This window comes from Vreelandella halophila, from assembly GCF_019903425.1.
Classification (GTDB): domain Bacteria; phylum Pseudomonadota; class Gammaproteobacteria; order Pseudomonadales; family Oleiphilaceae; genus Halospina; species Halospina halophila.
The window spans coordinates 2,339,478-2,364,596 of record NZ_JACHUZ010000013.1; the positions used below are offsets into that span (position 1 = coordinate 2,339,478).

A 25,119-nucleotide genomic window follows, 5' to 3' on the forward strand; every position below is an offset into this window, starting at 1 on the left:
TCATTCGGAGTCGCGGGCGTTCAGGACTGGTACCGAAGCTCGCGATAGTAACGGAAAATCGTCTCCAGCCGGCGTTCCGGCTCGAACTGGAACCGCTTACTGAACTGGCGCCCGTCAATAATGACAGGATACTTGAAAAAATCCATGAGGTAGGGTGGAAAACGTCTCATGTTGAATGCGCGCAGCAGGGTCCGGGGCAGGACCGGAGGAATCGAGGGAACCGGGATGGGGCGGCATCCACAGGCCTCCAGGGCATCGCGGTAGTCCACCCAGTCCTGGGGCGCCACATTGAAGATGCCCGTGTGCGGCTGGCGGTAAGCCGTCTCGATTGCGCGCGCCATATCCTCGCTGTGGATGAACTGCATCATTGGAGAGAACCCGGCCATGACCGGCGCATTGCGCGAGGCCAGCAGGCTGCTGATGGTGTTGCGCACTCCCGGACCCACGATGTTGCAGGGGCGCAGGATGGTGATGTTGAGCTCCGGGTTGCGCCAGAGGTAGATGGTGGCCAGGTTCTCGAGCTCCACCGAATCCACCAGGTCCATGCTCAGGCCGGCGCTCTTGAGCGGGTAGGATTCGTCGATCAGGGCCGGGTTGAACGCATTGGCGCCGTAGACGTGGTAGGTGGACAGGACGATCACCCGCTTCACGCCGTAGCGGTCGCTGAGCGACAGCAGGCGGTCGGTGCCCAGTACGTTGGCATTGTAGCGGCTCAGCCGGGTGCCCTGGCTGGACATGATGCGCCCGAGATGGATCACGCCGTCGAAGCGGTAGCGCCGGAACAGGTCCTCGAAGCCGCGCTTCTGGAAATCCACCCGGTAGCTGGCGACGTCGGGGCCGAGCCAGACTTCCTCGCGGAAGTCCACGGCGACGATCCGGTAGTCCGTACGCAGGCGCTGTATCACCTGCTGGGCCAGGGCGCCACCGGCACCGGTGACCAGCAGGGTGGGCCTGCTGTCGTTTGACTCGCTCAAAACACCCGCTCCCTCTCGCTCAGGCCTTGGTCGATCAGATCGCTGATGGTATTCCGGACCCTGTCCACGTGCCGCGCCATGGTCTCTTCGGTCATTTCCGTATCCGGTTGGAAATGCATGGGCTCACCGAAGCGCAGCAGCACCCGGCTCGGCAGAACCACAGGTGCGGCTACGGGCACATAGGGGACACCAAGCCAGCGTGCCAGCGGGCGGATGTTGCCGAATGCCGGCATGGTCTCCTCACAGCCCACAACCCCGACCGGCACAACGGTGGCATTGTGTTCCATAGCCAGGCGCATGAAGCCGCTGCCGAAGCGCTTGAGCTGGTAGCGCTCGCGATAGGGCTTGCCAGAGCCCCGGATGCCTTCCGGGAAGATGATCACCGCCTCGCCGTTCTCCAGCATGCGGGCGCAGTTGGCGGGGTCGCCCAGGACGGCGCCCACCTGGTTGAGCAGGTTGCCCAGCCACGGAACCGTGGGGAAGAAGCGTTCAATCATGGCACGGGGCAGGCGCGGGTTCCGGGCCCGGTTGGCCAGGGTATAGCCGATCATGAGGCCGTCCAGGGGCAGCTGGCCACTGTGGTTGGCTACCAGCAGCACCGGCCCTTCATCCGGCACGCGCTCTTCACCCCGGCTGTCCACACGGAACCAGTGATCATGGACAGGCCGGACCAGTGTCATGCCGATCTTGGCGGCGTCCTCCTGAAACCCCCAGGGGTCGTGGCCAAGGCTGCCGGTGACCTTGCGCATGCGATCCACCTGGCGGTCGATCGCCTCGGGCACAATCCGTTTCTTCAGATACTGTCTCAGTTTCATGCGGGGCCCCGGGTTCAGGTATAATGGGATTCTCACAGAAAGCACACGCCGGAGTCCAAGCCCATGGCGGAAAATCAAGACGAAGATCCCAGCGCTGAAACCAGCCACGAACAGCAACAGCTGGCGAACCGGATCAAGGATTCCGCCCGCCAGATCTGGCTGGCGGGGCTGGGAGCCTATACCAAGGCGGAGGAGGACGCAGGCCGGTTCTTCGAACGCCTGGTCAAGGAGGGCGAGGACATCGAGGAACGCACCCGGGGCGTCGTCAATCGGCAGGTGAAAGCCGTTGAGGACAGTGTTGACGGGGTGCGCGAGCGCGCCTCGGGCACCTGGAACCGGCTGGAGTCGGTATTTGATGAAAGGGTCTCCAGGGCTCTGGAGCGCCTGGGTATCCCCATGCCCGGGCGGGTGCGCGAACTGGAACAGCAGGTTCAGGAGCTCCGGAGCGAAGTTGAGCGACTGCGCAGCAAGGTTGACCAGCGCAACGACTGACCCCGCCTCCCGCCTAGAGGTAGTGCTCGCTCATCGCCTCTAGTGCCTCGCGCTCCTCGGCGCGCAGGTAGGGGGCGACCAGAACCATCACCTGGTAGACCCCTCGCCCCAGATCCACCGAATCCTTCTGGTTCAGGTGTGAGAGCATCTCGAAGCTCAGCCAGTAGGTCAGGGTCAGCACGATCTGGTGGCAAAGCGCCTCCACTTCCCGGTCGCTTGCCGAGAGAATGCCCTGTTCCCGGAAACTGGCGCAGATACGACGCGTGGCCTGGTACTTCTGCTTCACGACGCGCTGGAAGCGCGGCTGCAGGACCGGGTAGCGGGAGAGGACATTGACCAGATCCTGGTAGAGGAAGCGGTAGCGGGCGATGGTTTCGAATAGCAGGTGCAGGAACAGCCACTGGTCGTCCACCGAGATCTCGACCTCCGGTACCGCCAGCAGCTCCTGGATCTCGTGTTCGTACCGGTCGTAGAGCTCAGTGACGATCTCGCTTTTGCTCCTGAAGTGGTAATACAGGTTGCCCGGGCTGATGTCGATCTCGTCGGCAATCTGCAGCGTGGTTACGTTGGACTCCCCGTCCGCGTTGAACAGCTCAAGGCTGGCGTCGAGGATCCGATCACGGGTCTTGCGCTTCATGCGGCCGCACCATCCCAGTGCTCGGTTTACCGGCGGAAGTCAGCCCATACCGGACAATGGTCGGAGGGCTTGGTCATACTCCGGATACTGTAGGAAATACCACCGTCTGTCACGCGCTGGGCCAGGGCATCCGTCGCCAGGATCAGGTCGATCCGCAGGCCACGCTTGGGGTCCCGCTCAAACCCACGGCTGCGGTAGTCGAACCAGCTGAAGTCGTCATCAGTCTCAGGGTAGAGATGGCGGTAGACGTCGTTCAGCCCCCAGCTCTTGACCTGCTGCAGCCATTCCCGCTCTTCCGGCAGGAAGGAGCACTTGCCTTCGCGCAGCCAGCGCTTGCGGTTGTCCTCACCGATGCCCACATCCATGTCCGTTGATGAGATATTGAGATCCCCCATCACCATCAGCGGATGTTCGGGTGAATACTGCTCCCGCAGCAGGCGCTGGAGGTCCTGGTAGAAACGCTCCTTGGCGGGGAACTTGGTGGGGTGATCCCGGCTTTCCCCCTGGGGGAAGTAGCCGTTGATGACGGTCACTGTTTCATCGCCGACAGGGATATCCGCTGTGATCAGCCGGCGCTGGGCATCGTCGTCATCCCAGGGATAGCCGCGCTGAACCCGCACCGGTTCGTTCCGGCTCATCAGCGCGACGCCGTAGTGACCCTTCTGGCCGAACCAGTTCACGTGATACCCCAGCTGTTCCACCTCCGCGGCGGGAAACTGGTCATCCGCAACCTTGGTTTCCTGAAGCCCGATCACATCGGGGTTGTACTGGCTTACCAACTGCTCGAGCTGATGCATCCGTGCGCGGATGCCATTCACGTTAAAGGTAACGAAGCGCATGAGGTCCGGATCTTTATCCATGTGGTCCAAGTTGGTGTTCAACGGCACAGTACCCTACCACAGCTCGGCCACAGGTGCAGGGGCTCAGCGGCAGCCGGGCGCGCTCTCATGGTCATAGCGGATATGAGCCCGGTGGTTGTCCTCGGGATTCTTCAGGATATTGGTAAGACCATGGAAATCAGTAAGCTGGCGTTCATCGTTAAAAGCCAGGTGAAGGGGGTCCACGAACCAGCTGGAGACCCAACCCGCCACGCTGATGCGGAACACATGCTTGCCTTCCAGTGGTTCCATTTCCGCCGGTTCGGCTTTGAACGCGTAGAACTCGCCCCGAGTGGGCACCAGGAATTCAATGCGGACAGTGTCGCCATCCTCCACCAGGGTTTCCCAGTTCTGGCGCACCATGACCTCAAAGCCGGCGTCGATCACGCCGTTATCTGGGGCCTTGATCCGGTAGCTGGATTTGTCTCCGTTACTGGCGCGGTAACGGATCCGCACTGGTCCGTCGTCCGGATTGTTCACCTGCATGCGTTCACCGAAGCGCTGGTCCTCCAGAGTGAAACTCGGGCGCGAGGGGGTATCGCCATAGTCCAGGGTCTTTTCAGCGATGGTTTCTCCTTCCGGACTGCGGTAGGTCACCTCATGTTCCCGGGGCGCCCAGAATCCGTCACGGCATTCGCCGGTCTGGCGGTGATGTTCGGTGTAGACGATTTCGCCGGAGTCCAGCGATTCGGCGCTGCCGCTGAATCGGACTTCCTGCTCCGCCGTGGCCATGGTTGCAAGGCCGGCCAGAAGGACTCCGGCCAGCAGGCGGTTACCAGCGTTGTTCATGGAGTGGTGCCTCCTCAATGGATTCCAGCCACTGGCTGATGCGCACCAGGACCGGATAGATCAGCCCCCAGCCGATGCCTATGGCAACGATGCCCCAGAGGCCGTAGCCGATCTCGATGGTGCCAACGCGTTCAGCCGCCGCGTAGGCGAGCGCGCCCGCGAAGGGCGGTAGGCCGAACAGCACCAGCCGGTAATGGCGCATCCAGTACAGGCAGTGATTCACGGCCGTGGCAAAAACCGCCCAGAGCATGACCAGCCAGGCCGGGATCATGCCGCTGGCATAGGCGCCTTCGTGGCCGGGGAAGCTGAGGATGCCGAGGTTCTGGTGCAGTACGTCCAGTACGCTGCCAAGCACGGTGGCCATGAGGATGAAGCGGAATTCGCGCTGTGGGAAGGCGCTGATGAACATCAGATGCGCTGCTACTATCGTCACGCCGGCAAGCGCGGCCAGTTGGCCCGGGTAGAGCACGGCCACGAACCATCCAAGCTGGAAGAGGATGAAGTTCGCAAGACTGCGCATGATCAGGTTCTCCCATCGGTGAGGTCGCCGGCGGCCACGATGCAGGAGCGACGGTTTTCCGGCTTGCCCATCAGCAGCTGGATGTTGCCGATGCGCCGCTCCGCGAATCCGGCTTCGCAATAGGCGAAATAATACCGCCACAGGCGGATGAAGGCGTCAGAGTACCCGAGGCCGCGGATGGCGTCACGGTTCGCTTCAAAGCGTTCCCGCCAGCAGGCGAGGGTACGGGCGTAATGCAGGCCAATGTCCTCTGCATGGCTGAAGACCAGGTCCGAGTGGTCCCGTACTGCGCCCAGTATGGCGCCCAGCGATGGGATGAAGCTGCCCGGGAATATGTAGCGCTGGATGAAGTCCACGTTCTTCAGGGCGCGCTCGTAGCGCTGATCGGGCAGGGTGATCGCCTGGATCAGGGCAAGACCGTCCGGCTTGAGCAGGGCGCTGAGCTTTTCCATGTATTCGCCGAGAAACTGCGGCCCCACCGCCTCGATCATTTCAATGGAGACGAGTTTGTCGTAGGTGCCGGCGAGGTTCCGGTAATCCTCGTAGAGCAGGGTGATGCGGTCTTCCAGGCCCTGTGCCGCGATCTGTTCCCGGGCCAACTCATACTGCTGGGCGGAGATCGTGGTTGTGGTCACATGGCAGCCGTAGTGGTACGCCGCATGCAAGGCGAAACCACCCCAGCCGGTGCCGATTTCCACCACCTGGTCCTCCGGCCGCAGGTCCAGCTTCTGGCAGATCCGGTCCAGCTTGTAGCGCGAGGCTTCCTCCAGGGTGCTCTCCGCCGAGGGGAAGATGGCGGCGGAGTACATCATGGTCGGGTCAAGAAAGCGTTCGAACAGGTCGTTGCCGAGATCGTAGTGCGCCTCGATGTTCTTGCGCGCGCCGGTGCGGGTGTTGCGGTTGAGCCAGTGCAGGGAGCGCCGCGCGGGCCGGGTTACCCAGGAGACACGGTCCTCGAACCCGTTCATGCGGTCGTTGTTGCGAGCGAAGAACCGCAGCAGACCCGCCAGGTCGGGAGAATCCCAGTCCCCTGCCACGTAGGCCTCGGCGGCGCCGATGCTGCCACCGGAGACCATGTCCCGCCAGGCGGATGCGTCGTGTACGGTCAGCTGTACCGGATGGTGTACGCCGTCGTCGCGGCCAAACCAGGTTTCACGCTCGCCTTCGACGACGCACAGCTGACCCTGTTCCAGGTTGCGCAGCGTCGCTGTGACCAGGGCGCGTGCCCAGTAATCAACGGGCGCCAGGGATGAGCGGGGAGTTGAAATTTTCAGGTTTTCCATGATGTTACCGTTCCAAACTGATCCGATGATGCATTGGCTGGCACACCCAGCGCTGGTTCAAGGTTGTTGGCGGACTCGCCCTCCCATTGGGGATGATCGTGGAAAATTGCCCCCTTGCGCCAGAGCCGGAAGGCGTTGAGATGGATGCCCAGACTGGCCTTAAGGGTCTCCGCCGGGTAGCGCCGCAGCGCCCGTGCGGCCACCTCCGGGGTCAGAGACTGGCGGCTGGTGGCCAGTGTGGCATCGAAGACCCGACCCTCATGGCCACGCACTGTCATGTGCACACGCAGCCCCTCAGGATGGAACCCGAAAAGCCATTCGTAATCCTGTTCCATGGGGTTGAAGGGCGAGACATGGAACTGCTTGGCAAAACGGTACCGGCGGCTGCGCCACCCGTTGCCGGTTTCGGTGACACCACCACCCGAGAGCACATAGCTGTGATGCTGATGCCAGGGGGTGTTGGTGATCTGTGCCAGTATGGCCTCGGGAACCGGATTGCTGTGGGTGTCCGCGTCTTCGGCGTAGCAGAAGTAGAAGCTCACCGGATTGAAGATCCACCCCCAGTAACGGGGATGGGTCACCAGCTCGATTGGCCCGCTGGGGCGGCTGCCGGTGGCAACCTCAACATGGCGGCGCACGGCCTCATCCAGTGTGCCATTACCGGGCTGGAAATAATCGCGGCGCCGGAACCAGACCCGATTCAGGCGTGTGGTTGAGATGCCACGGTGCAGCCCATCCAGCCTGTCCCATTCGTCCAGGCGAACAGCGTACATCCCCATGGGATACTCAAAGTCATGCCGCACCGGCGTCGTGCGCCGATGGCGGATACTGCCTTCGAGAAAGCCGCTCTTCAGGGCCCCAGCACTCATTCCAGTGTTTCTCCCAGTGCTTCACACACGCGCAGGGCGCTGCGCACGCCGTCCTCGTGGAACCCGTTGAACCAATAGGCGCCACAGTAATGAGTACGATGCTGGCCACCGATCCGTTCATAGTGGCTCTGGGCGCTCACGCCCTCCAGGGTGAATCGCGGGTGTGAATAGCTGAACCGCTTGATGATCCGGGATGGATCAATGGCATGGGTGCGGTTCAGCGTCACGCAGAAGGTTTCCGGGGCATCATGGAAATTCTGCAGGATGTTCATGTTGTAGGTGACGGAAACCGGCTCGTCCGCCGATTCCGGCAGATGATAGTTCCATGCGGCCCAGGCCCGGCGGTTGCGCGGCAGCACGGAGGAGTCTGTATGCAGGACGACGTCATTGGGCTGGTAGGGCAGTGCGCCCAGGGTTGTGCTTTCCGCCTCTGTGGGGTCCGAGAGCATGCCCAGTGCCTGATCGGCGTGACTGGCGATGATGACCTGGTCAAAGCGCTCATTGCCGCGTTTCGAGGTCAGTGTGACCCCCTCGGCGTCCCGGGTGACGGCGTTGACCGGCGTACTGGTGTACACGCGCTGCGCCAGGGGCGCGATCATTGCCGGGATATAGGACTCGGAACCGCCCTGGATGACCCGCCATTCAGGCCTGTCGGCGATGGAGAGCATGCCGTGGTTGTTGAAGAACCGGAGGAAGAAGCGCACCGGAAACCGGTCCATGTCGCTTTCGGAAGCGGACCAGATCGCGGCCCCCATGGGAATGATGTAATGCTGGCGGAAATACCGCGAGAACCCGTGGCGCTGCAGATAATGGCCCAGCGTCTCCGTCTCCGCGATCCGGTCGTTGGCAAGATCGTCCCGGGTCAGGCGGTTGAAGCGCAGGATCTCAGCAACCATCCTCAGGAACCGCGGATTCACCAGGTTGCGGCGCTGGGCGAACAGGGCGTCCAGGCTGGTGCCGTTGTATTCGAGCCCCCTGCTGCCCCCGTGCACGCTGAAGCTCATGCTTGAGGTTTCCGATGCAACACCCAGTTGATCCATGATCCGGATAAAATCCGGGTAGGTCCAGTCGTTGTAGACGATGAACCCGGTGTTCACCGGCCAGCTGCGGCCACCGGCTTCAACGTGCTCGGTGTTGGTGTGGCCGCCGAGCTGGCTCTCGGCCTCGTACAGGTGAACCTCGTGCCGGCGGCTCAGCAGCCAGGCGCAGACAAGTCCAGAGATACCACTGCCGATGACGGCAATTCGCTGCGGGTCGGTCATGGGTGTGGTCAGCTGTCCGATTCCTGGGCGTTGCGGGCCATGGCCGCCGCCATGCGGTCACGCAATGAGCGCGGCAGGCAGGCCAGCAGCTTGAGCATCAGCGTGAAACGCTTGGGGAAATGGATGTCCGGCCTGTGACGGGTCAGATCCCGGACCATAATGCGCGCCGCATCCTCCGCCTCCATAAGGAAGGGCATGGAGAAATCGTTCTGGTCGGTCAGCGGTGTACGCACGAATCCCGGTGAGATCAGCGAGACGTCGATCCCTTCTCCTGCCAGGTCGGCGCGCAGGGATTCCGTCAGGTAGGCCAGGCCGGCCTTGGAGGCGCCGTAGGCTTCCGCACGGGTGAACGGGAACCACCAGGCGGAGGAACCGACAACCGCCAGCAGGGGGCGGTGTTCCCGGGTCTGGTTGTTCCGGAGTACAGGCAGGATGGCTTCAATGGCCCGTGCCGTGCCGACAATATTGGTGTTGACCACCCGGGAGACCAGTTCCGCATCGAAATCCGACACATCCATGTATTCACAGGTACCCGCATTGAGGATGGCCCAGTCAATGGGCGCCATAGCGTGCAGCTGTTCGCGGAAATAATGGCAGTCCTCTGGGCTCGTTACGTCACCGGCCAGCGGGGTGACCGCGTTACCGTATTCCGCCACGATCTCATTGAGCCTCTCGCGGTTGCGTCCGGTTGCGATCACCCGGTGCCCCTGGTGGACGAGCTCGGCCAGAACCGCCAGCCCGATACCGGAGGTCGCGCCGGTGAGCCACACCGTCAGGTTGGTGGTGTTGTCGTCAGCACTCATACGGCTCTGCTCCTGATCCACTGAATGATCCGGCCGACGACCGGGATGTTCTCGTAGAGAAGCTCGCCCGCGTCATAATAGTCACGATGGAAGACGATCAGATCATCCTGCCCCTGCAGAAGGCTCACGCCCTCAACGATGAAAGCGCGGCCACGGGCCAGCTTCGGATGTTCAAGGGTCATACTCCAGGGCAGCATGACGCTGTGGGTATTCCATGCCGGTTCCCCGAAATCAAACTCGCAGCTGGTCACATTGACATAGGCCGAGCGCAGATACTTCGCCAGTGGTTCTGTACCCCGGCGCTCCACCAGCGGATCCCGGAACAGGACGCGGTCGTGATAGCACTCCTCCATCAGGGTATTGATGTCCGGCGGCGTATCGTTGAACAGCGACTGGAAACGCGCTATCTGTTTACTGCTCAGCGTCATGGCCATACCTCTGTCGATCCCTTTCCAGCGTCTCTTCATACACCACTTTGGGAATGGGCTTCAGGTTATGGATGATGCCGGCTTTTTCCATCAGCCAGAGCAGGTAGAAGGTGATGTCGATCTCCCACCAGCGGAACCCCTGGCGTGCGGAGGTTGGCCAGCGGTGATGGTTGTTGTGCCAGCCCTCGCCAAGGGTCAGCAGGGCCAGCCAGAAATTGTTGCGGCTGTCATCGGAGGTCTCAAAGCGCCTCCGGCCCCATACATGGGCCAGGGAGTTGATCGACACCGTCCCGTGGAAGACCGCCACAGTTGAGATGAAGAAGCCCCAGACCGTGAGCTGCAGGCCGTTGGTGCCCAGTGAGGGCGCCCAGGCGGCCAGCGCCTCGCCCAGCCCATAGATGCCGACCAGGCAGACCAGCGGAACAATGGCGTCAAAACGGTTCAGGAACCTGAGTTCGGGGTAGCGGGCCCAGTCACCTACCCGTCGATAATCGGTCAGGAAGGCCGCATCACAGGTGAACCAGCCCACGTGGGACCACCAGAAACCCTGCTTTTCAGGGGAGTGAAGGTCCTTCTCGGTATCGGAATGCTGATGGTGATGACGGTGATGGGCCGCCCACCACAGCGGCCCGCGCTGCACGGCACTGGAGCCGATCACAGCGAAGATGAACTGCCAGAATCGGTTGGTGCTGAAGGTCTTGTGAGCAAAGTAACGGTGATAGAAGCCGGTTATCGCGAACATGCGCAGAACGAAGAATCCGATGGCGAACCACACTGCGAAAGGACTCACGCCGACCCAGATCACACCCAGACATGCCAAGTGCAGGCCGATGAAGGGGATGATCCGAATCCAGTTGAGTCGGGTGCTGCTGGCATCAATGTGTTCGGCGCCGGCTTCGGAGTCGAACCACCTGAGGAAGCTGTAAAGGAGATTGCGTGCCTGTGCCATGATTTTCCGACCTGTTGGAAGCCTGTGACCGTTATTGCGTTTATACGACCATCATACAGTGACCAATACGCCGATGGGGGAGGGGCGGATCAGCGCAGCCAGTGCAGGGTGGGGGCAATAGGGGGGATTGGGAGAATCAATCACGCCCGGAGGGGTTCGGGCAGTCTGTAGAAGTGCACGATGGTGCTGTCAGCGAACTTCTGGAAAAAGGTGGACATGTCCGTGATGCGCTCCAGATGGCGCTTGCCGGTCACCGCGTCGCGCGCAAGCACCTGGATGCCGTCGAAATGATCACGGATATGGGAGAAGCGCGCATGCATGGTGCAGGTCACAATCTCCTGGACCGGGGCGTCAAGGGCACTGGAGAGATAATGCCGGTGGGCATCAATGGCCTCCGGATCCAGGCCCTCCCGGGTATCCACGTGTTTCAGGCGGATCCGGTCCACCACACAGCGTGAGCAGCTGGCCGGGTTGGCGCGCGCCTTGCGTCGGAAGGCCTCCCAGAAAAAGGTGTCCGTGACTTCCGCGAAGTTGCGGATGTCGCCCAGGCAGTCACCCACCCAGTCGAGCACGTCCCTGTCCTCGATCACCTCATTGATCGCTTCGCGCAGCAGCCAGTCAAAGCCCAGTGCCGTCTTGTGGGCATAGACCTTGCGATACATCTGGTAGCGGGAATAGACAAAGTCCTCCAGCGCGCCCAGCCCTTTCTGGGTGACGGCCAGCCCCAGCCAGGGGGATTCCAGGCTCCAGCCGAAGCGCAGGTTGTTCAGCAGGTGATCCAGGTTGAAACCGCCGATGGTCACCGACGAATGGAAGCCATCACGCAGCATGTAGTCGGCCCGGTCGGCATCAATCTCGCCGGAGACCACCGAGGACAGCAGGTCCATCACCAGTCGGGGAACCGCGCTGGTCTCAAGGGCGCCGGCATGGGCATCCGGGCCGGCAATGAATGCCCAGAAGGTACGGGCGTGGTGCTGGAAGCGTTCGCTGGGGGCCGGTTCGGTGGTCTCCATGACGCCGAGCACGTCCTGGATCTCGATCCCGAAGCGCGCCTGCAGGTCCATATCCGAGAGCACTTCCCAGGCAATGCGGACCGAGTAGTGCTCGTGCTCCAGCACATCCGGCAACTCGGGGTAGAAAGTGATTGTGTCGATGCCCGACCAGAGCTGTTCAAAGCGCCCGGGCGCCTGCATCAGTTGCTGGATCCGGTTGGCCTGGTTGAACTGGTGCGAGAAGCTGGAGTGACCGCTGTCGTGGAGCAGGCAGGCCAGGCGGATGATCTTGGCCATGTAATCGATGGCGTCCAGCTGCTCGAACGTCAGCTCGGGATGCCGGCTGAGCTGGCGTTCACGCAGGTAAGCGTCCATCATGGCGCGGAACATCCGGTCGCCCACATGCATCACGCCAATACTGTGCAGGAAACGCGAGTGGGTGGCGCCCGGGAACACCAGGCTCAGGATGTCGTTCTGGCAGATGTTGCGCAGGCGCTGGAAAAGGCGGTGATCGATCACTTCCACCTCATGACGATGGAGGCGGATGCCACCATGGACCGGGTCCATGATCAGCTTGTCGTAGGCACCGAGCAGGTCATCCAGGGCACTTCGCATAATCGGGTTTTCCGCTTGCCTAAGTTAAGCAACAAGGCCAGACTCTAGCACATCAGCCGCGCCCGCGTACCGCCGCGCCGGGCGGGATATTCGCTGTCACTGGGAGCGGTGCCCATGGCCACCCGCACGGAACACATTCTCATCGTTGACCCGGAGGACGGCAGCCGCGACGAACTGCGCCGCTATCTTCAGGTCCGTGGTTATTACGTGACCGCCTGTGAGACCCTAACGGAAGGACTTACCAGCCTGATCACGGCACCGCCGGACCTGATCTTCTCCGATCTGCCCCCAGCTCATATCAGCGATCTTGCGCGCGAGGCCATGGGTGATGGGGTCGAAGTGCCCCTGATCGCGCTGAGCAGCGCCGGCACAGCGGATGAGGTGGTTGCCGCCATGCGGGCAGGGGCTTCGGAAGTGGTGCTCAAACCCCTGGACGACAAGAGTGCCGTGGACGACGCACTAGCCAAGCTTTTTGAGCGGGTACGGGTGGCCCGGCTCAACGAGGTCTACCGTGAGGAACTGGAGCGCAAGAACCTGAACCTGCGCGAGGGGATCTCGGAGCTGCGCGCGGACCAGAGTGCCGGGCGCAAGGTGCAGATGAAGATGCTTCCAGATCCGGACCAGTCAATGGCCGGGGTGCACATGACACACTGCATCCAGCCCTCGTTGTATCTCAGCGGGGATTTTCTCGACTACATGAAGCTGGATGAGCACCTGAGCCTGGTCTATATCGCGGATGTGTCCGGTCATGGCGCCAGCAGCGCCTTTGTGACAGTCCTTCTCAAGAACCTGACCAACCGGCTCCAGCGCAATCTGCGGCGCGGCTCCAGTGAAGACATCCTGGACCCGGAGCGATTCCTGCAAAGGGTCAACCATGAGCTGCTCGAAACCGGGCTAGGCAAGCACGTCACCCTCTTTGTGGGCCTGGTCGACACCCAGGCCGGCGAGCTGCGCTACTCCGTGGGCGGCCACTTCCCGATGCCAATCCTGCTGGACGCGAGTGGTGCGCGTTTCCTGGAGGGCAGCGGCCTTCCTGTGGGGTTGTTCAACGAGCCCGACTGGGCCCATTACAGTGAGCGGCTCAACCCCGGGTTCCGGCTGATCCTTTTCTCAGATGGCATTCTTGAAGTGATCGATGCCCCAAGCCTGGACGAGAAGGAGAAACGGTTACTTGAACTCGTGCAATCTGGGCGTCACACTGTCGAAAGACTCAGTGAGTCCTTACAGATCGCGGCAATGCAGGAACTTCCCGATGACATTGCCATAGTGACGGTGACCGACGGGCGTGCTGCTGATGAGTGATTGCAAGATTCTGCAGGCTCAGGAGCGGGGTATTTACGTACTCAAGTTCATCGGAGAGGTACGTCTCAATCTTTGCTCGACACTGGATCAGATCATTGACGAGATGTTCGGGAACCCCGAGTTCCGGACCGTGGTGGTGGATCTCACCGAGACGGAAGTGATTGACAGCACCACACTCGGGCTTCTGGCCAAGATCGCCATGGCCTCCGAGGAACGCAGCCACTTCCTTCCCACGCTGATTACCACCAATCCCGATGTCACCCGTATCATCCATTCCATGGGCTTCGACCGCATCTTTCTGATTGTGCGCGAACCGGCGCGGGATCCCGAGGAACTCGAGGAAATTCCGCTCATGCGCGCCAGTGAACAGGAAGTACGCGACAAAGTTCTGGACGCGCACCGGACCCTGATGAGCATGAACCATCATAACCAGGAGCAGTTCCAGAATCTGGTGCGCGCCCTGGAATGCGAAGCCCCCTGAACCCATCTGAAAAGACCGAATAAGCCCGCTTCATGGAGAACGCGATTCAGACCACTGTGTTGGGTGGTGGCAGTTTCGGCACTGCCATGGCCCAGGTGCTGGCCGAAAACGGGCATCCCGTCCGACTCTGGATGCGCAGCGCCGAACAGGCGGAGGCGATCCGCAGGACCCGCGTCAACCACCAGTACTTCCCGGAGCTTGAGCTGGATTCGCTGGTTGATCCCACCACCGACATGGGTGCGGCCATCGAACAGGCTGATCTGGTGTTCGTGGCGCTGCCCAGCAAGGTCTTCCGTGACGTGATCCGTGGCGCTGCCGGGCATTTCCGTGAGCAGCAGATGGTAGTCAGCCTCACCAAGGGGATTGAGCGTGACGGTTTCCGGCTGATGAGTGAGGTTCTGAAGGAGGAGCTGCCCGGCACCCGGGTGGGGGTTCTGAGCGGGCCGAACCTTGCCGGCGAGCTCGTCCAGCATGAGATCACGGCCTCCGTGATCGCTTCCGAGGACCGGGAGCTGCGGGAGCGCGTGCAGCGGGCATTGGGGAATGCCTATTTCCGCATCTATGCCAACCTGGATGTGTACGGCGTTGAGCTCGGCGGCGCGCTCAAGAACATCTATGCCGTGGTTTCCGGCCTGGCCGATGCCAGGGGTATGGGCGAGAACACCAAATCCATGCTGATCACCCGCAGCCTGGCGGAAATGAGCCGTTTTGCCGTGAGTATGGGCGCAAACCCCATGACGTTCCTGGGGCTGGCCGGCGTCGGGGACCTGATTGTGACGTGCAGCTCCAGCCTGAGCCGCAACTACCGGGTCGGCTACGCCGTCGGGCAAGGCAGCACTCTGGATGAGGCCGTGACGGAACTCGGTCAGGTGGCCGAGGGCGTCCGGACCCTGGGACTGGTCCACGAGAAGGCCATTGAACTGGACGTCTACATGCCGCTGGTGCGGGGGCTCTACCATATCTTGTATCGAGGGGCTTCCATCACGGACGTGGTAGGGGCCCTGATGAATGCCACACAGAACAGCGATGTTGAATTTATTCTGCCCCGCCAGGGTGAGGGCTCCGCCATCTGATCAGCCCTGCTGGACCTGCTGGATAAGCCGCTCCAGCGTATCAAGCGCCTGCTCCAGCGCGGCGTAGGGCGTATAGAAGTGGGGCGAAAACCGGATGCCGCCACCCCGGCTGGCGCTGATAACCCGTTGCTGGGCCAGCCGGTCACAGAGATGGCGATTGTCCAGCCCGTGGATCTGCACCGTGTAGATACCCAGCCGGTGCTGTGGTTCGCGGGGCGTAACGGGGGCGACGCCCTTGATGCTTTCCAAGCCGCTCGCCAGGCGGCTTACACGCTGGTCAATCAGGCCCCTGACCTGATCAGGCCCCACTTCAAGCAGCAGCTCCGTGCTCGCCTCAAGGGCGTGAGCGGCGAGAAGGTTGGGGCTGCCGCATTCAAAGCGTCGGGCATCGGGAGCCGGCGCCCAGTCTTTCCGGCTGAAGTTTCCCGGATCCGCCACCATGTGCCAGCCGTATTCGTAGAGTTTCAGCGACTCCCGCCATTCCGGAGCCACATAGAAGAACGCCAGGCCTTCGGGCCCCAGCATCCATTTGTGACCGTCCGCCATGGCGAAATGGGCGCCGACGGCCTGAACGTCCAGCGGCTCTGCGCCGGCACTCTGAATGGCGTCCAGGCAGAAAAGGATGCCGTGGCTGTCGCAGAGCGCGCCCAGGTGGGCGGCGTCGAGGCGCAGTCCGGTGCCATACTGGACAGAGCTGACCGACATCAGGCGGGTTCTGTCAGTAATCAGGTCTTCAATCGCCCCTTCCGGCGTGACATCCTCACGATCAATGTCCGCCACCCGCACGCTGACGCCACGCCCGGCAAGGGATTCCCACACAATCCGGTTGGAGGGGAACTCCTGGCTGGTGATGATGATCTCATCGCCTTCACGCCAGTCCAGGCCGGCGGCGACCATGGAAAGCGCCTCCGAGGTATTCTTGCACAGGGCGATGTCCTGCGCGGAGGGCGCGTTGATCAGCCGCGCCAGGTTATGCCGGAGCTGGTCCTCAACGGTGAGCCACTGGGGGTAGTCGGTGGCACCCAGGTGGCTGTTCTCGTGGGCGAAGCGGGCAACGGCATCGCTGGCACGCCGGGGCCATGGCGCCACGGCAGCGTGGTTGAGGTAGGCAAGCCCTGATTCAAGCGGGAATTCGCTCTGCAGCTGTGTGGCTGAAAAACGCTCTGTCATGCGCCGTCTCCGTCATGTCCATCATTGAAGGGGCGGGCTCGCACCGCTAGTATCAGAAGCTGTTCCACACACCGATTGCGCCGGAGGGCTGCAGGATGGGGGACCCCGATTCCCAGGCGGAACTGGCTCGACAATTCGAACACGTCGCCCAGTACGATACAACCGGACAGGGCCCGCCCGTGGATCAGTGGGATCCGCCGTTCACGGACGACCTTGAGCTTTTCATCAACCGCAACGGCCGCTGGTTCTACCAGGGGCGTGAAATCGAACGGCTGGCGCTGCGCAGGCTGTTCGCCTCCATCATGCGCCGCGAATCAGACGGTTATTACTATCTTCTGACCCCGAACGAGAAATACCGGATCCAGGTGGAGGATGCTCCCTTTGTCGCGCACAGCGTGGAGCAGGAAGGCGAGGGCGATGCGCGTGTTCTCTGGCTGCAGACGGATGTGGAGGACCGTTTCCCGATAGGGGACTCGCACCCGCTGATCGTCCGCACGGATGAGAAAAGCGGTGAGCCCCAGCCCTATGTGATGGTGCGCCGCGGACTGCAGGCGCGTATCGAACGCAGTACTTTCTACCATCTGACGGATCTGGCCGAGGAGCGCACAATCAACGGCACCACCCACGTGGGGGTGATCAGCCAGGGCAGTTTCTTTTCCCTGGGCCGTATCGGCTGATCACGGTTTTCAAAGCCGCCATTATTTTCTATCATGGAGTATGGGTGCCTGTATTGAGCAGCACCCTTGCGTCCCGGATCGTCGTAAGTCCCTCTGTACAGGCCGCTGTTCAGCAACACTTTCGATCCACCGCACTATTGTTATTACGACGTTTCTGTCCTATACGCAAGGAGTCAACATGACCGAATCCCGTGTCGTCAGCATCCACTACACCCTCAAGAACGACGAGGGTGAGGTTCTGGATTCTTCCCGCGAGCGTGAGCCGCTCAGCTATCTGGAAGGGGCCCAGAACATCATCAGTGGCCTGGAAGAAGCACTGACCGACAAGGCCCAGGGTGACGAAGCCCAGGTATCCCTGGATCCGGAGAACGCTTACGGCGAAGTCCGCGAAGATCTGGTCCAGCCCGTGCCGAGTTCCGCGTTTGAAGGCGTTGAAAAAGTAGAGCCCGGCATGCAGTTCCAGGCGGAAACGCCCGGAGGCCCGCAGATCGTACGCGTTGTATCTGTTGAGGACGAGACTGTGACCATCGATGCGAACCATCCGCTGGCAGGCCAGCGTCTGCATTTCGATGTTGAGGTGGTGGATACGCGCGAGCCGTCCGACGAAGAGAAAGAGCACGGCCACGTGCACTGAATCTTCCGCCATGCACTGAATCATCTGCGTTTTCAGTGCACCGGACATGAAAAAGGCGACCCTCGGGTCGCCTTTTTTCGTTCCAGCCCCTTACATGTTGGGGTAGTTGGGGCCACCGCCCCCTTCAGGAACCACCCACTCGATGTTCTGGGCCGGATCCTTGATGTCGCAGGTCTTGCAGTGGATGCAGTTCTGCGCGTTGATCTGGAACTTCTTACCGCTGCCGTCCTCGGCATCGACCACCTCGTACACGCCCACCGGGCAGTAGCGCTGCGCCGGCTCGTCGTAGGTGGGCAGGTTGTCCCGGATCGGGATCGCCGGGTCCTTGAGCTTGAGGTGGCAGGGCTGGTCCTCTTCGTGGTTGGTGTTCGACATGAACGCCGACGACAGCCGGTCGAAGGTCAGGCTATTGTCCGGCTTGGGGTAGTCGATCTTCTTACACTCGGCCGCCGGCTTGAGCGCGGCGTAGTCCGGCGTGGTGTCGTGGAAGGTGATCGGCAGTGGCCGGTGCAGGATGTTCTGCTCCAGGAAGGCGATGCCGCCACCGATCACGGTGCCGAACTTGTGCATGGCCGGGCTGAAGTTGCGCTCGGCGAACAGCTCCTTGAAGAGCCAGCTGTTCTCGAATTTTTCGGTAAAGCGGGTGAGGTCATCCCCGCCCTCGGAGCCTTTCTGGATCGCCTCGAACACCGTCTCGGCACCAAGCATGCCGGACTTCATGGCGGTGTGCGAGCCCTTGATCTTGGACGAGTTCAGCGTGCCCGCGTCGCAGCCCAGCAGCAGCCCGCCCGGGAAGCTCATCTTCGGCAGGCTGTTGTAGCCACCCTTGGTGATCGCCCGCGCGCCGTAGGACACGCGCTTGCCGCCTTCCAGGTGCTGCTTGATCGTCGGATGGGTCTTCATCCGCTGGAATTCCTCGAACGGCGAGACATAGGGGTTCGAGTAGGACAGGTCGGTGATCAGCCCCACATAGACCTGGCCGTTTTCCAGGTGGTAGAGGAAGCCACCCCCGGTGGAGCCGCTCTCGGACAGCGGCCAGCCGGCGGTGTGCACCACCAGTCCCGGCTCGTGTTTCTCGGGGGCAATGTCCCACAGCTCCTTGATGCCCAGGCCGTAATGCTGCGGGTCCTTGCCCTCGTCCAGGTTGAACTGCTGCAGCAGCTCCTTGCCCAGGTGGCCGCGGCAGCCCTCGCTGAACAGGGTGTACTTCGCCCGCAGCTCCATGGGCGGCATGTAGCCGTCTTTCTGGTTGCCTTCGCTGTCGACACCGAACTCACCGGTGAGGATGCCCTTGACCACGCCGTCCTCATACAGCACCTCGGCGGCCGGGAAGCCGGGATAGATCTCCACGCCCAGCTGCTCGGCCTGCTCACCCAGCCAGCGGCACAGGTTGGCCAGGCTGATGATGTAGTTGCCGTGGTTGTGCATGTTCTTCGGCACGAAGGCGTTGGGGGCCTTGCGGGCGCTGTCGGCGCCGCGCAGGAAGTAGATGTCGTCCCGGGTGACCGGGGTGTTCAGCGGCGCACCGCGCTCCTTCCAGTCCGGGAACAGCTCATTGAGGCTCGTGGGCTCGAACACCGTGCCGGCGATGATGTGGGCGCCGACCTCCGAGCCCTTTTCCACGACGCAAACGGTCAGTTCCTGCTCCGCCTCGTTGGCCAGCTGCTGGATGCGGCAGGCCGCTGAAAGGCCCGCCGGGCCCGCCCCCACGATCAGGACGTCAAACTCCATCGATTCGCGTTCCACGATAGTCTCCTCAGGATTTCCAATGGGCAATCTGTGGCTTTACGTTGCCACAGGATATATCATCATGGGAATCAAACAAACGTTTGTTTGAATGACATTGAACGATGGCAAACCGTCCCTGGAGCTATTGACCCCCTGTGGTTTTGTCGTCAGTATTAGGGCGCTTTTGCCGGGGATACCCGCCGCATGAACATTTTAAACCCATGGCAGGAAACGAGGAATCTATGAAGGTTCTGGTCGCTGTAAAACGAGTGATTGACTACAACGTCAAGGTTCGCGTCAAGCCGGACAACACCGGCGTGGACCTGTCCAACGTCAAGATGGCAATGAACCCCTTCTGTGAGATCGCCGTTGAGGAAGCGGTCCGTCTCAAAGAGAAAGGCGTTGCCACCGAAATTGTCGCCGTCACCATTGGCCCGAAGGTCAGCCAGGAGCAGCTGCGCACCGCACTGGCCCTGGGCGCGGACCGTGCCATTCAGGTTGAGACGGACGAAGACGTCCAGTCCCTGGATGCGGCCAAGATGCTCAAGGCCGTCGTGGACAAGGAAGAACCGAATCTGGTGATCATGGGCAAGCAGTCCATCGACACCGACAACAACCAGACCGGCCAAATGCTGGCCCAGCTGGCGGGCATGCCTCAGGGCACCTTCGCCTCCGAGGTTGAGGTTGAAGGTGAGAAGGTCAAGGTAACGCGCGAGATCGACGGCGGCCTGATGACTGTTTCCCTGAAACTGCCGGCCGTGGTCACCACGGATCTGCGCCTGAACGAACCGCGCTACGCTTCGCTCCCCAACATCATGAAGGCCAAGAAGAAGCCGCTCGAAACCGTCAGCCCGGCCGACCTGGGCATTGACGTGACGCCCCGTCTCAAGACCCTGAAGGTCGAAGAGCCGCAGCCGCGTCAGCCCGGCATCAAGGTCGAGAGCGTTGAGGAGCTGGTCGACAAACTGAAGAACGAAGCGAAGGTGATTTAAATGAGTACACTGGTTATTGCCGATCACAACAAGGGTGAGCTGACCGGTTCCACTCTGAGCGTCATTGCAGCGGCCAAGGCGATCGGGGGCGACATCGACGTTCTGGTTGCCGGCAAGGACATTGGCGGTGTTGCCGAGCAGGCCGCCAAGGCGGACGGTGTGAACAAGGTCCTCACAGCCGACAACGACGCGTACGGGCACGACCTCGCCGAAAACCTGAGCCTTCTGATCGCGGAAGTGGGCAAGGGCTACAGCCACCTGCTGGCCTCCGCCGGCACCGTGGGCAAGGACACCATGCCGCGCGTTGCCGCCATGCTGGACGTGGCGCAGGTTTCCGACATCATCGGTGTGCAGTCCGAGGACACCTTCGTTCGTCCGATCTATGCCGGTAACGCCATTGCGACGGTGCAGTCCAGCGACAGCGTCAAGGTGATCACCGTCCGGACCACCAGCTTCGATCCGGTTGCCGCTGAGGGCGGTTCCGCTTCGGTTGAATCCGTGGACTCAGCGCACGACGCAGGCCTTTCCGAGTTCGTCAGCGAAGAGCTGGCCGAATCCGATCGTCCGGATCTGGCAGCCGCAGACGTAGTCATCTCCGGTGGCCGGGGCATGCAGAATGGCGAGAACTTCAAAATGCTGGAGTCTGTCGCGGACGTTCTGGGCGCCGCCATCGGCGCGTCCCGTGCCGCCGTCGACGCCGGCTTCGTGCCGAACGACATGCAGGTCGGCCAGACCGGCAAGATCGTGGCCCCGAACCTCTACATCGCCGTCGGTATTTCCGGTGCCATCCAGCACCTGGCCGGCATGGGCGACTCCAAGGTCATCGTGGCCATCAACAAGGACGAGGACGCCCCCATCTTCCAGGTGGCGGACTACGGCCTGGTCGCGGACCTGTTCGAGGCAGTACCGCAGCTTGAGGAAGAGCTCAAGAAAGTGGTCTGACGGGAGCGCCCGCATCAGGCTGGGATGGAAGCCGTACCCTCAGGGGTGCGGCTTTTCTGTTTATGAACCGCCCAAAGTGGACTCATGCTGACGCAGGCACACGGGATTGTTGTCGCTGCAACACTTGTTGCGCTGATTGCCTCGGTCATTCTGCACTGTATGGCCGCCACGGCACTCATGCGGCGTTTTGACGGCACAAGTGTCCGTCAATCCGCCGGCATGGTCCTGATGGTTCTGGGGCTTTTTGTTGCCCATGTCATCGAGATCTGGCTGTTCGGTGTGATTTCCTGGTCGCTGGCCCAGATTGAAGGGGCCGGGTCTGTAGCTGGCGGCCATGTATCCGGGGTCATGGACTACATCTACTTTTCCGCCGTGACCTATACCACTCTGGGGTACGGCGAGGTCTACCCTGTTGGCCCCATCCGCTTCATCTTCGGAACGGAAGCGCTGATCGGCTTCATGCTTATTACCTGGTCCGCATCCGTGACCTTTCTTCAGATGCAGCGTTCCTGGCGCTGACCCGCGGGAGCTGTCAGCGCGTAATCTGCGCGACTGCCTGCTCTGCGGCTTCACAATATGGATGAAGAATCAGGTCCACATTCCTGTGCTTCCAGTGAATTTCATCGTCTTCCCGGAAGCTGGCAATGGCAATGCGTCCGGATCTTGCAAACAGGGCCAGCCCCTGCATGAGAATTTCGTTCAGGTCCCGCCGGGGCAGGGTACTGACAACCCACTTCGCGGTGTGGACCGGTAGATGGGAAAGGAACTCAATATCCTCGGCGTCCCCGAAGACGGCATGGATCCCTTCGGCCTGGGCCCGTTCGACCCGCCCGGGATCAATATCCACACCAATGACGTGTTCGCCACGTTCGATGAGCTGAATGGCGATACGCCGCCCCAGGCGTCCCAGACCAACGATGATGATTGGGTCCGCCGGCCCCTCTGCGTATGCTTCAAGCTCACGGTAGGTCACCCTGCGCTCAAACGGGCCAAGCCAATCCCGGACCCGATCAAAAAGCTGTTCTGAGTACAGAATCATGTAGGTTGAGGTCGTGATGGTCACAATGCCGACTAGTGTGACCACGCCGAGCACGTTGTCGCCGATGTGCCCGAGGCTCAGACCCATGGTTATGAAGATGATCGAGAACTCGCTGATCTGGGCCACGGTCAGGCCGGCCTTGAAGCCGGTTCGGCGGCGGTATCCCATACCCCCCATGATGGCCATGACGATCAGGGGATTGCCGATCAGCACGAAGAGGGAAAGGACCATTGCAGGGAACAGGTTGTCTCCAATAAGCCCCAGATTGAGCTGCTCGCCCATGTAGATGAAAAAGAACAGCAGCAGGAAGTCCCGCAGGCTGGTGAGCCGGCTTGTGATCGCGTCCTTGACGGCCGTATTGGCCAGAGAGAAACCGGCAATGAACGCCCCGACTTCCTTTGAAAGCCCCAGGATATCCGCCCCGGCTGCAAGCATGGTTCCCCATGCGATGGCGAAAAGCATCAGCATTTCCACGGAGCGGGCCAGGCTGCGCATCAGCCCCGGAATGACGTACCGCATCAGCAGCGGCAGGATGACCGCCATGAACACCAGGCTGATGCCAAGGCCCTGAAGTGGGGGGATGAGGCGGTCATCCGCCGTGGGGATGGTGAGGTTGAGGCCCAGCATGGCCAGCACAACCGCGATGTCCTGGACGATCAGGAAGCCCATGGCGATACGGCCATGCAGGGATTCCAGCTCGCCTTTGTCGGAAAGCAGCTTGACGATGATGATGGTGCTGGAAAAAGTCAGGGCAATGGCAATATAGAGCGCATCAATCGGGGAAAATCCCAGCAGGAGGGTGAGCCCGAAACCGATCAGGATAGTGAATGCAAGCTGCCCCAGGCCCGTGGCCAATGCGACAGGCCCCAGCGAACGCACGATCCTGAGATCCAGTTTGAGACCGACGACGAACAGGAGAATGGTGATCCCCCAGTGGGCGAGGAGATCAATCTGGGTGTGAGCGGAGACAATGCCCAGTACGCTTGGGCCCACAATGATACCGACCGCCAGATACGCAATAAGCAGGGGCTGGCGCAGCAGCATGGAAACGTAGCCCACCGCCACGGCGATCAACAGCAGTAACGTGAATTCCTGGTAGATTTCCATGCAACAGTCTCCGCTATGGTCCGGCCATCAATGCTACAATCCCGTTTTTCAATGCGGTACCCGGACCCCGCGTCCGTGATAATCAGGGCACAGCGTAGTCAATGTTAATCGAAGTTGTCTCTCTTTCGTTTGCGTTCGTTTTCGGGCTCCTGGTCCGCCAGGTCGGTCTGCCGCCCCTTGTTGGATTTCTCGCTGCCGGATTCGCCCTCAATGTCTGGGGCCCGGCATTTGGCCTGCCACCCCAGGCGGGGCCATTCCTGGATCATGTGGCGCACCTGGGTGTGCTTCTCCTGCTTTTCACGGTGGGGTTGAAGCTCAAGCTCAGGAACCTTGTTGAGCCGGCCGTGATCGGTGGCGCCCTGCTTCATTTCGCGCTCAGTGTCAGCATCTTCGGGGCGGGCGTGCTGTTCTTCCTGGATATCGGACTGGCGAATGCGGCTCTCCTGGCCACGGCACTGGCGTTTTCCAGCACCGTTCTGGCCGCCAAGGTCCTGGAGGCCAAGGGGGAGCTGAGGTCCTTTCACGGGCGCGTAGCCATCGGTATTCTCATTCTCCAGGACCTGATCGCGCTGGTGGTGCTCAGTGTTGCCGGCGGGAAGACGCCCTCGATCTGGGCGCCGGTAGTGCTGCTGTTGCCGCTGCTGCGGCCGGCGATGCACTGGCTTATGGACGTGGCCGGCCACGAGGAACTGCTTGTGCTGATGGGCGTGGTCCTGGCGGTTGCTGTCGGGGGTTACGGCTTTGAGGTGGTGGGCCTCAGCCCGGAAGTCGGCGCCCTTGCCATGGGGGTTCTGCTGGCCAATCATCCACGGGCCCAGGAGCTTTCCCACTCGCTCTGGGGACTCAAGGAGATCCTGCTCGTTGGGTTCTTCCTGCAGATCGGCATGTCCGGCCTTCCGGATACCCAGGCGCTGGTCTTCGCGCTGGGCATGGCGGTGATCATGCCGCTCAAGGGGTTGCTGTTCTTCGCGTTTCTTATACTGTTCCGCCTTCGGGCGCGGAACGCCTTCCTCGGCGCGCTCAGCCTGACCAGCTACAGCGAGTTCGGCCTGATCGTGGCTGCCGGTGTGCTGGAGGAATGGCTGGTGCCGCTGGCGATCACGGTGGCCGTGTCCTTCCTGATCGCGGCGCCCCTGAACCGGATTGCCCATCCGCTGTTTGACCGGCTTGAATCCCGGCTCAGGCGGTACGAGCGGAAGAGCTACCATCCCGATGAGCAGCCGGTCTCCATCGGGGTCGCGGAAATCCTGGTCGTGGGCATGGGTCGAACCGGCCAGGCGGCTTTCGCGTCGGTGGACCGGGCTGGATTAACCGTCGTCGGGATGGACGCGGACCCGGACAAGGTTGAGAAGCAGCGCAGCAAGGGTCGGAATGTGGTCTACGCCGACGCCGAGGACATTGAGCTCTGGCAGGGCCTTGATTTCACGGGATTGAGGGCCGTGATCCTGGCCATGCCGCACCTGGAAGGAAAGCTGATCGCGGCGCGGAATCTGCGGAAAATGGGCTTCGATGGGCCGATCGTGGCCAATGCGTTCCATGATGATGAGGCGGACCCGCTGCGGCGTGCCGGAGTAAGTGAGACCTATCAGGCCATGGCGGGTGCCGGCATCGGCATCGCCGACAAGACCCGCGAGGCGCTGGATCTGGCGCCTCGCGCGGCCACCTGAA

Annotated in this window: 26 protein-coding genes; 10 read left to right on the plus strand and 16 right to left on the minus strand. The window is 61.6% G+C overall.

Annotated elements, in window-relative coordinates; genetic code table 11:
• Window positions 1-20: 20 nt before the first annotated feature.
• The gene (locus tag H4I92_RS15150) at window positions 21-974 is read right to left on the minus strand and encodes an SDR family oxidoreductase (protein WP_077531365.1); all 954 of its coding nucleotides are present in this window, start codon (window positions 972-974) and stop codon (window positions 21-23) included.
• Window positions 971-1,789, minus strand: coding sequence for a lysophospholipid acyltransferase family protein (locus H4I92_RS15155; RefSeq protein WP_077531366.1), 819 nt, complete (start codon window positions 1,787-1,789; stop codon window positions 971-973). The genes H4I92_RS15150 and H4I92_RS15155 overlap by 4 nt, the downstream gene beginning before the upstream one ends.
• A 63-nt stretch (window positions 1,790-1,852) precedes the next feature.
• Here H4I92_RS15155 and H4I92_RS15160 point away from each other — a divergent pair, with 63 nt between their 5' ends.
• Entirely contained in the window at window positions 1,853-2,281 is a 429-nt protein-coding gene (locus H4I92_RS15160; RefSeq protein WP_077531367.1) for a phasin family protein, read from the plus strand.
• Window positions 2,282-2,294: 13 nt separating this feature from the next.
• Here H4I92_RS15160 and H4I92_RS15165 read toward each other — a convergent pair whose 3' ends face one another.
• From H4I92_RS15165 to H4I92_RS15215, 11 genes are all read right to left on the minus strand, one after another.
• Window positions 2,295-2,918, minus strand: a complete 624-nt coding sequence (locus H4I92_RS15165; protein WP_077531368.1) for a TetR/AcrR family transcriptional regulator — start codon at window positions 2,916-2,918, stop codon at window positions 2,295-2,297.
• Between the two features lie 26 nt (window positions 2,919-2,944).
• A complete protein-coding gene (gene xthA / locus H4I92_RS15170) occupies window positions 2,945-3,757 on the minus strand; it encodes an exodeoxyribonuclease III (protein ID WP_077531799.1) in 813 nt (270 codons plus the stop codon).
• Between the two features lie 84 nt (window positions 3,758-3,841).
• A complete protein-coding gene (locus H4I92_RS15175) occupies window positions 3,842-4,585 on the minus strand; it encodes a hypothetical protein (RefSeq protein ID WP_077531369.1) in 744 nt (247 codons plus the stop codon).
• Window positions 4,569-5,105 (minus strand): DUF2878 domain-containing protein, encoded by a 537-nt coding sequence (locus H4I92_RS15180; RefSeq protein ID WP_077531370.1) that lies wholly within the window; start codon window positions 5,103-5,105, stop codon window positions 4,569-4,571. The genes H4I92_RS15175 and H4I92_RS15180 overlap by 17 nt, the downstream gene beginning before the upstream one ends.
• 2 nt (window positions 5,106-5,107) lie before the next feature.
• On the minus strand, window positions 5,108-6,388 hold the full coding sequence (locus H4I92_RS15185; protein ID WP_077531371.1) for an SAM-dependent methyltransferase: 1,281 nt from the start codon (window positions 6,386-6,388) through the stop codon (window positions 5,108-5,110).
• Window positions 6,376-7,257, minus strand: coding sequence for a DUF1365 domain-containing protein (locus H4I92_RS15190; protein ID WP_077531372.1), 882 nt, complete (start codon window positions 7,255-7,257; stop codon window positions 6,376-6,378). Before H4I92_RS15190 ends, H4I92_RS15185 begins: the two co-directional genes overlap by 13 nt.
• The gene (locus tag H4I92_RS15195; protein ID WP_077531373.1) at window positions 7,254-8,519 is read right to left on the minus strand and encodes an NAD(P)/FAD-dependent oxidoreductase; all 1,266 of its coding nucleotides are present in this window, start codon (window positions 8,517-8,519) and stop codon (window positions 7,254-7,256) included. The genes H4I92_RS15190 and H4I92_RS15195 overlap by 4 nt, the downstream gene beginning before the upstream one ends.
• Window positions 8,520-8,527: 8 nt before the next feature.
• The gene (locus H4I92_RS15200; protein ID WP_077531374.1) at window positions 8,528-9,322 is read right to left on the minus strand and encodes an SDR family NAD(P)-dependent oxidoreductase; all 795 of its coding nucleotides are present in this window, start codon (window positions 9,320-9,322) and stop codon (window positions 8,528-8,530) included.
• Window positions 9,319-9,750 carry a nuclear transport factor 2 family protein gene (locus H4I92_RS15205; RefSeq protein ID WP_179105731.1) on the minus strand — a complete coding sequence of 144 codons (432 nt, stop codon included), beginning with the start codon at window positions 9,748-9,750 and terminating at the stop codon, window positions 9,319-9,321. The genes H4I92_RS15200 and H4I92_RS15205 overlap by 4 nt, the downstream gene beginning before the upstream one ends.
• A complete protein-coding gene (locus H4I92_RS15210) occupies window positions 9,734-10,699 on the minus strand; it encodes an acyl-CoA desaturase (protein WP_077531376.1) in 966 nt (321 codons plus the stop codon). The genes H4I92_RS15205 and H4I92_RS15210 overlap by 17 nt, the downstream gene beginning before the upstream one ends.
• A gap of 140 nt (window positions 10,700-10,839) precedes the next feature.
• Window positions 10,840-12,306: an HD domain-containing protein gene (locus H4I92_RS15215; RefSeq protein WP_077531377.1), complete on the minus strand. Its 1,467-nt coding sequence runs from the start codon at window positions 12,304-12,306 to the stop codon at window positions 10,840-10,842.
• A gap of 114 nt (window positions 12,307-12,420) precedes the next feature.
• Between H4I92_RS15215 and H4I92_RS15220 the strand changes: the two genes are divergently transcribed.
• From H4I92_RS15220 to H4I92_RS15230, 3 genes are read left to right on the plus strand one after another with little or no spacing between them, the layout of a single operon-like run.
• On the plus strand, window positions 12,421-13,608 hold the full coding sequence (locus H4I92_RS15220; protein ID WP_077531378.1) for a PP2C family protein-serine/threonine phosphatase: 1,188 nt from the start codon (window positions 12,421-12,423) through the stop codon (window positions 13,606-13,608).
• A complete protein-coding gene (locus H4I92_RS15225) occupies window positions 13,601-14,089 on the plus strand; it encodes an STAS domain-containing protein (RefSeq protein WP_077531800.1) in 489 nt (162 codons plus the stop codon). The genes H4I92_RS15220 and H4I92_RS15225 overlap by 8 nt, the downstream gene beginning before the upstream one ends.
• A gap of 32 nt (window positions 14,090-14,121) precedes the next feature.
• Window positions 14,122-15,162 carry an NAD(P)H-dependent glycerol-3-phosphate dehydrogenase gene (locus tag H4I92_RS15230; RefSeq protein ID WP_077531379.1) on the plus strand — a complete coding sequence of 347 codons (1,041 nt, stop codon included), beginning with the start codon at window positions 14,122-14,124 and terminating at the stop codon, window positions 15,160-15,162.
• Here H4I92_RS15230 and H4I92_RS15235 read toward each other — a convergent pair whose 3' ends face one another.
• Window positions 15,163-16,332, minus strand: a complete 1,170-nt coding sequence (locus H4I92_RS15235; RefSeq protein WP_077531380.1) for an aminotransferase class V-fold PLP-dependent enzyme — start codon at window positions 16,330-16,332, stop codon at window positions 15,163-15,165.
• Window positions 16,333-16,427: 95 nt separating this feature from the next.
• Between H4I92_RS15235 and H4I92_RS15240 the strand changes: the two genes are divergently transcribed.
• Both H4I92_RS15240 and H4I92_RS15245 read left to right on the plus strand, forming a co-directional pair.
• The gene (locus H4I92_RS15240) at window positions 16,428-17,009 is read left to right on the plus strand and encodes a DUF1285 domain-containing protein (RefSeq protein WP_077531381.1); all 582 of its coding nucleotides are present in this window, start codon (window positions 16,428-16,430) and stop codon (window positions 17,007-17,009) included.
• Window positions 17,010-17,187: 178 nt separating this feature from the next.
• Window positions 17,188-17,643, plus strand: a complete 456-nt coding sequence (locus H4I92_RS15245) for an FKBP-type peptidyl-prolyl cis-trans isomerase (protein ID WP_077531382.1) — start codon at window positions 17,188-17,190, stop codon at window positions 17,641-17,643.
• Window positions 17,644-17,733: 90 nt separating this feature from the next.
• Here the strand turns inward: H4I92_RS15245 and H4I92_RS15250 are convergent, their stop codons facing one another.
• Window positions 17,734-19,389 carry an electron transfer flavoprotein-ubiquinone oxidoreductase gene (locus H4I92_RS15250; protein WP_077531383.1) on the minus strand — a complete coding sequence of 552 codons (1,656 nt, stop codon included), beginning with the start codon at window positions 19,387-19,389 and terminating at the stop codon, window positions 17,734-17,736.
• Between the two features lie 224 nt (window positions 19,390-19,613).
• Between H4I92_RS15250 and H4I92_RS15255 the strand changes: the two genes are divergently transcribed.
• The 3 genes from H4I92_RS15255 (at window position 19,614) to H4I92_RS15265 (ending at window position 21,824) form a co-directional block, all read left to right on the plus strand.
• Entirely contained in the window at window positions 19,614-20,363 is a 750-nt protein-coding gene (locus H4I92_RS15255; protein WP_077531384.1) for an electron transfer flavoprotein subunit beta/FixA family protein, read from the plus strand.
• A complete protein-coding gene (locus H4I92_RS15260; protein ID WP_077531385.1) occupies window positions 20,364-21,305 on the plus strand; it encodes an electron transfer flavoprotein subunit alpha/FixB family protein in 942 nt (313 codons plus the stop codon).
• Window positions 21,306-21,389: 84 nt separating this feature from the next.
• On the plus strand, window positions 21,390-21,824 hold the full coding sequence (locus tag H4I92_RS15265) for an ion channel (RefSeq protein WP_077531386.1): 435 nt from the start codon (window positions 21,390-21,392) through the stop codon (window positions 21,822-21,824).
• A 13-nt stretch (window positions 21,825-21,837) separates the two neighbouring features.
• On the opposite strand, the gene H4I92_RS15270 is transcribed toward H4I92_RS15265, so the two are convergent.
• A complete protein-coding gene (locus tag H4I92_RS15270) occupies window positions 21,838-23,451 on the minus strand; it encodes a cation:proton antiporter (protein ID WP_077531387.1) in 1,614 nt (537 codons plus the stop codon).
• Between the two features lie 101 nt (window positions 23,452-23,552).
• Between H4I92_RS15270 and H4I92_RS15275 the strand changes: the two genes are divergently transcribed.
• A complete protein-coding gene (locus tag H4I92_RS15275; protein ID WP_077531388.1) occupies window positions 23,553-25,118 on the plus strand; it encodes a cation:proton antiporter family protein in 1,566 nt (521 codons plus the stop codon).
• Window position 25,119 lies beyond the last annotated feature (1 nt).

Bases quoted from the DNA above. Each gene is read 5' to 3' on its own strand.
- H4I92_RS15190 (WP_077531372.1), bottom strand. From the start codon at position 7,257: ATGAGTGCTGGGGCCCTGAAGAGCGGCTTTCTCGAAGGCAGTATCCGC.
- H4I92_RS15200 (WP_077531374.1), bottom strand. From the start codon at position 9,322: ATGAGTGCTGACGACAACACCACCAACCTGACGGTGTGGCTCACCGGC.
- H4I92_RS15215 (WP_077531377.1), bottom strand. From the start codon at position 12,306: ATGCGAAGTGCCCTGGATGACCTGCTCGGTGCCTACGACAAGCTGATC.
- H4I92_RS15260 (WP_077531385.1), top strand. From the start codon at position 20,364: ATGAGTACACTGGTTATTGCCGATCACAACAAGGGTGAGCTGACCGGT.
- H4I92_RS15195 (WP_077531373.1), bottom strand. From the start codon at position 8,519: ATGACCGACCCGCAGCGAATTGCCGTCATCGGCAGTGGTATCTCTGGA.
- H4I92_RS15155 (WP_077531366.1), bottom strand. From the start codon at position 1,789: ATGAAACTGAGACAGTATCTGAAGAAACGGATTGTGCCCGAGGCGATC.
- xthA (WP_077531799.1), bottom strand. From the start codon at position 3,757: ATGCGCTTCGTTACCTTTAACGTGAATGGCATCCGCGCACGGATGCAT.
- H4I92_RS15240 (WP_077531381.1), top strand. From the start codon at position 16,428: ATGGGGGACCCCGATTCCCAGGCGGAACTGGCTCGACAATTCGAACAC.
- H4I92_RS15245 (WP_077531382.1), top strand. From the start codon at position 17,188: ATGACCGAATCCCGTGTCGTCAGCATCCACTACACCCTCAAGAACGAC.
- H4I92_RS15275 (WP_077531388.1), top strand. From the start codon at position 23,553: ATGTTAATCGAAGTTGTCTCTCTTTCGTTTGCGTTCGTTTTCGGGCTC.
- H4I92_RS15210 (WP_077531376.1), bottom strand. From the start codon at position 10,699: ATGGCACAGGCACGCAATCTCCTTTACAGCTTCCTCAGGTGGTTCGAC.
- H4I92_RS15265 (WP_077531386.1), top strand. From the start codon at position 21,390: ATGCTGACGCAGGCACACGGGATTGTTGTCGCTGCAACACTTGTTGCG.
- H4I92_RS15165 (WP_077531368.1), bottom strand. From the start codon at position 2,918: ATGAAGCGCAAGACCCGTGATCGGATCCTCGACGCCAGCCTTGAGCTG.
- H4I92_RS15255 (WP_077531384.1), top strand. From the start codon at position 19,614: ATGAAGGTTCTGGTCGCTGTAAAACGAGTGATTGACTACAACGTCAAG.
- H4I92_RS15235 (WP_077531380.1), bottom strand. From the start codon at position 16,332: ATGACAGAGCGTTTTTCAGCCACACAGCTGCAGAGCGAATTCCCGCTT.
- H4I92_RS15180 (WP_077531370.1), bottom strand. From the start codon at position 5,105: ATGCGCAGTCTTGCGAACTTCATCCTCTTCCAGCTTGGATGGTTCGTG.
- H4I92_RS15270 (WP_077531387.1), bottom strand. From the start codon at position 23,451: ATGGAAATCTACCAGGAATTCACGTTACTGCTGTTGATCGCCGTGGCG.
- H4I92_RS15230 (WP_077531379.1), top strand. From the start codon at position 14,122: ATGGAGAACGCGATTCAGACCACTGTGTTGGGTGGTGGCAGTTTCGGC.
- H4I92_RS15160 (WP_077531367.1), top strand. From the start codon at position 1,853: ATGGCGGAAAATCAAGACGAAGATCCCAGCGCTGAAACCAGCCACGAA.
- H4I92_RS15220 (WP_077531378.1), top strand. From the start codon at position 12,421: ATGGCCACCCGCACGGAACACATTCTCATCGTTGACCCGGAGGACGGC.
- H4I92_RS15205 (WP_179105731.1), bottom strand. From the start codon at position 9,750: ATGACGCTGAGCAGTAAACAGATAGCGCGTTTCCAGTCGCTGTTCAAC.
- H4I92_RS15225 (WP_077531800.1), top strand. From the start codon at position 13,601: ATGAGTGATTGCAAGATTCTGCAGGCTCAGGAGCGGGGTATTTACGTA.
- H4I92_RS15175 (WP_077531369.1), bottom strand. From the start codon at position 4,585: ATGAACAACGCTGGTAACCGCCTGCTGGCCGGAGTCCTTCTGGCCGGC.
- H4I92_RS15185 (WP_077531371.1), bottom strand. From the start codon at position 6,388: ATGGAAAACCTGAAAATTTCAACTCCCCGCTCATCCCTGGCGCCCGTT.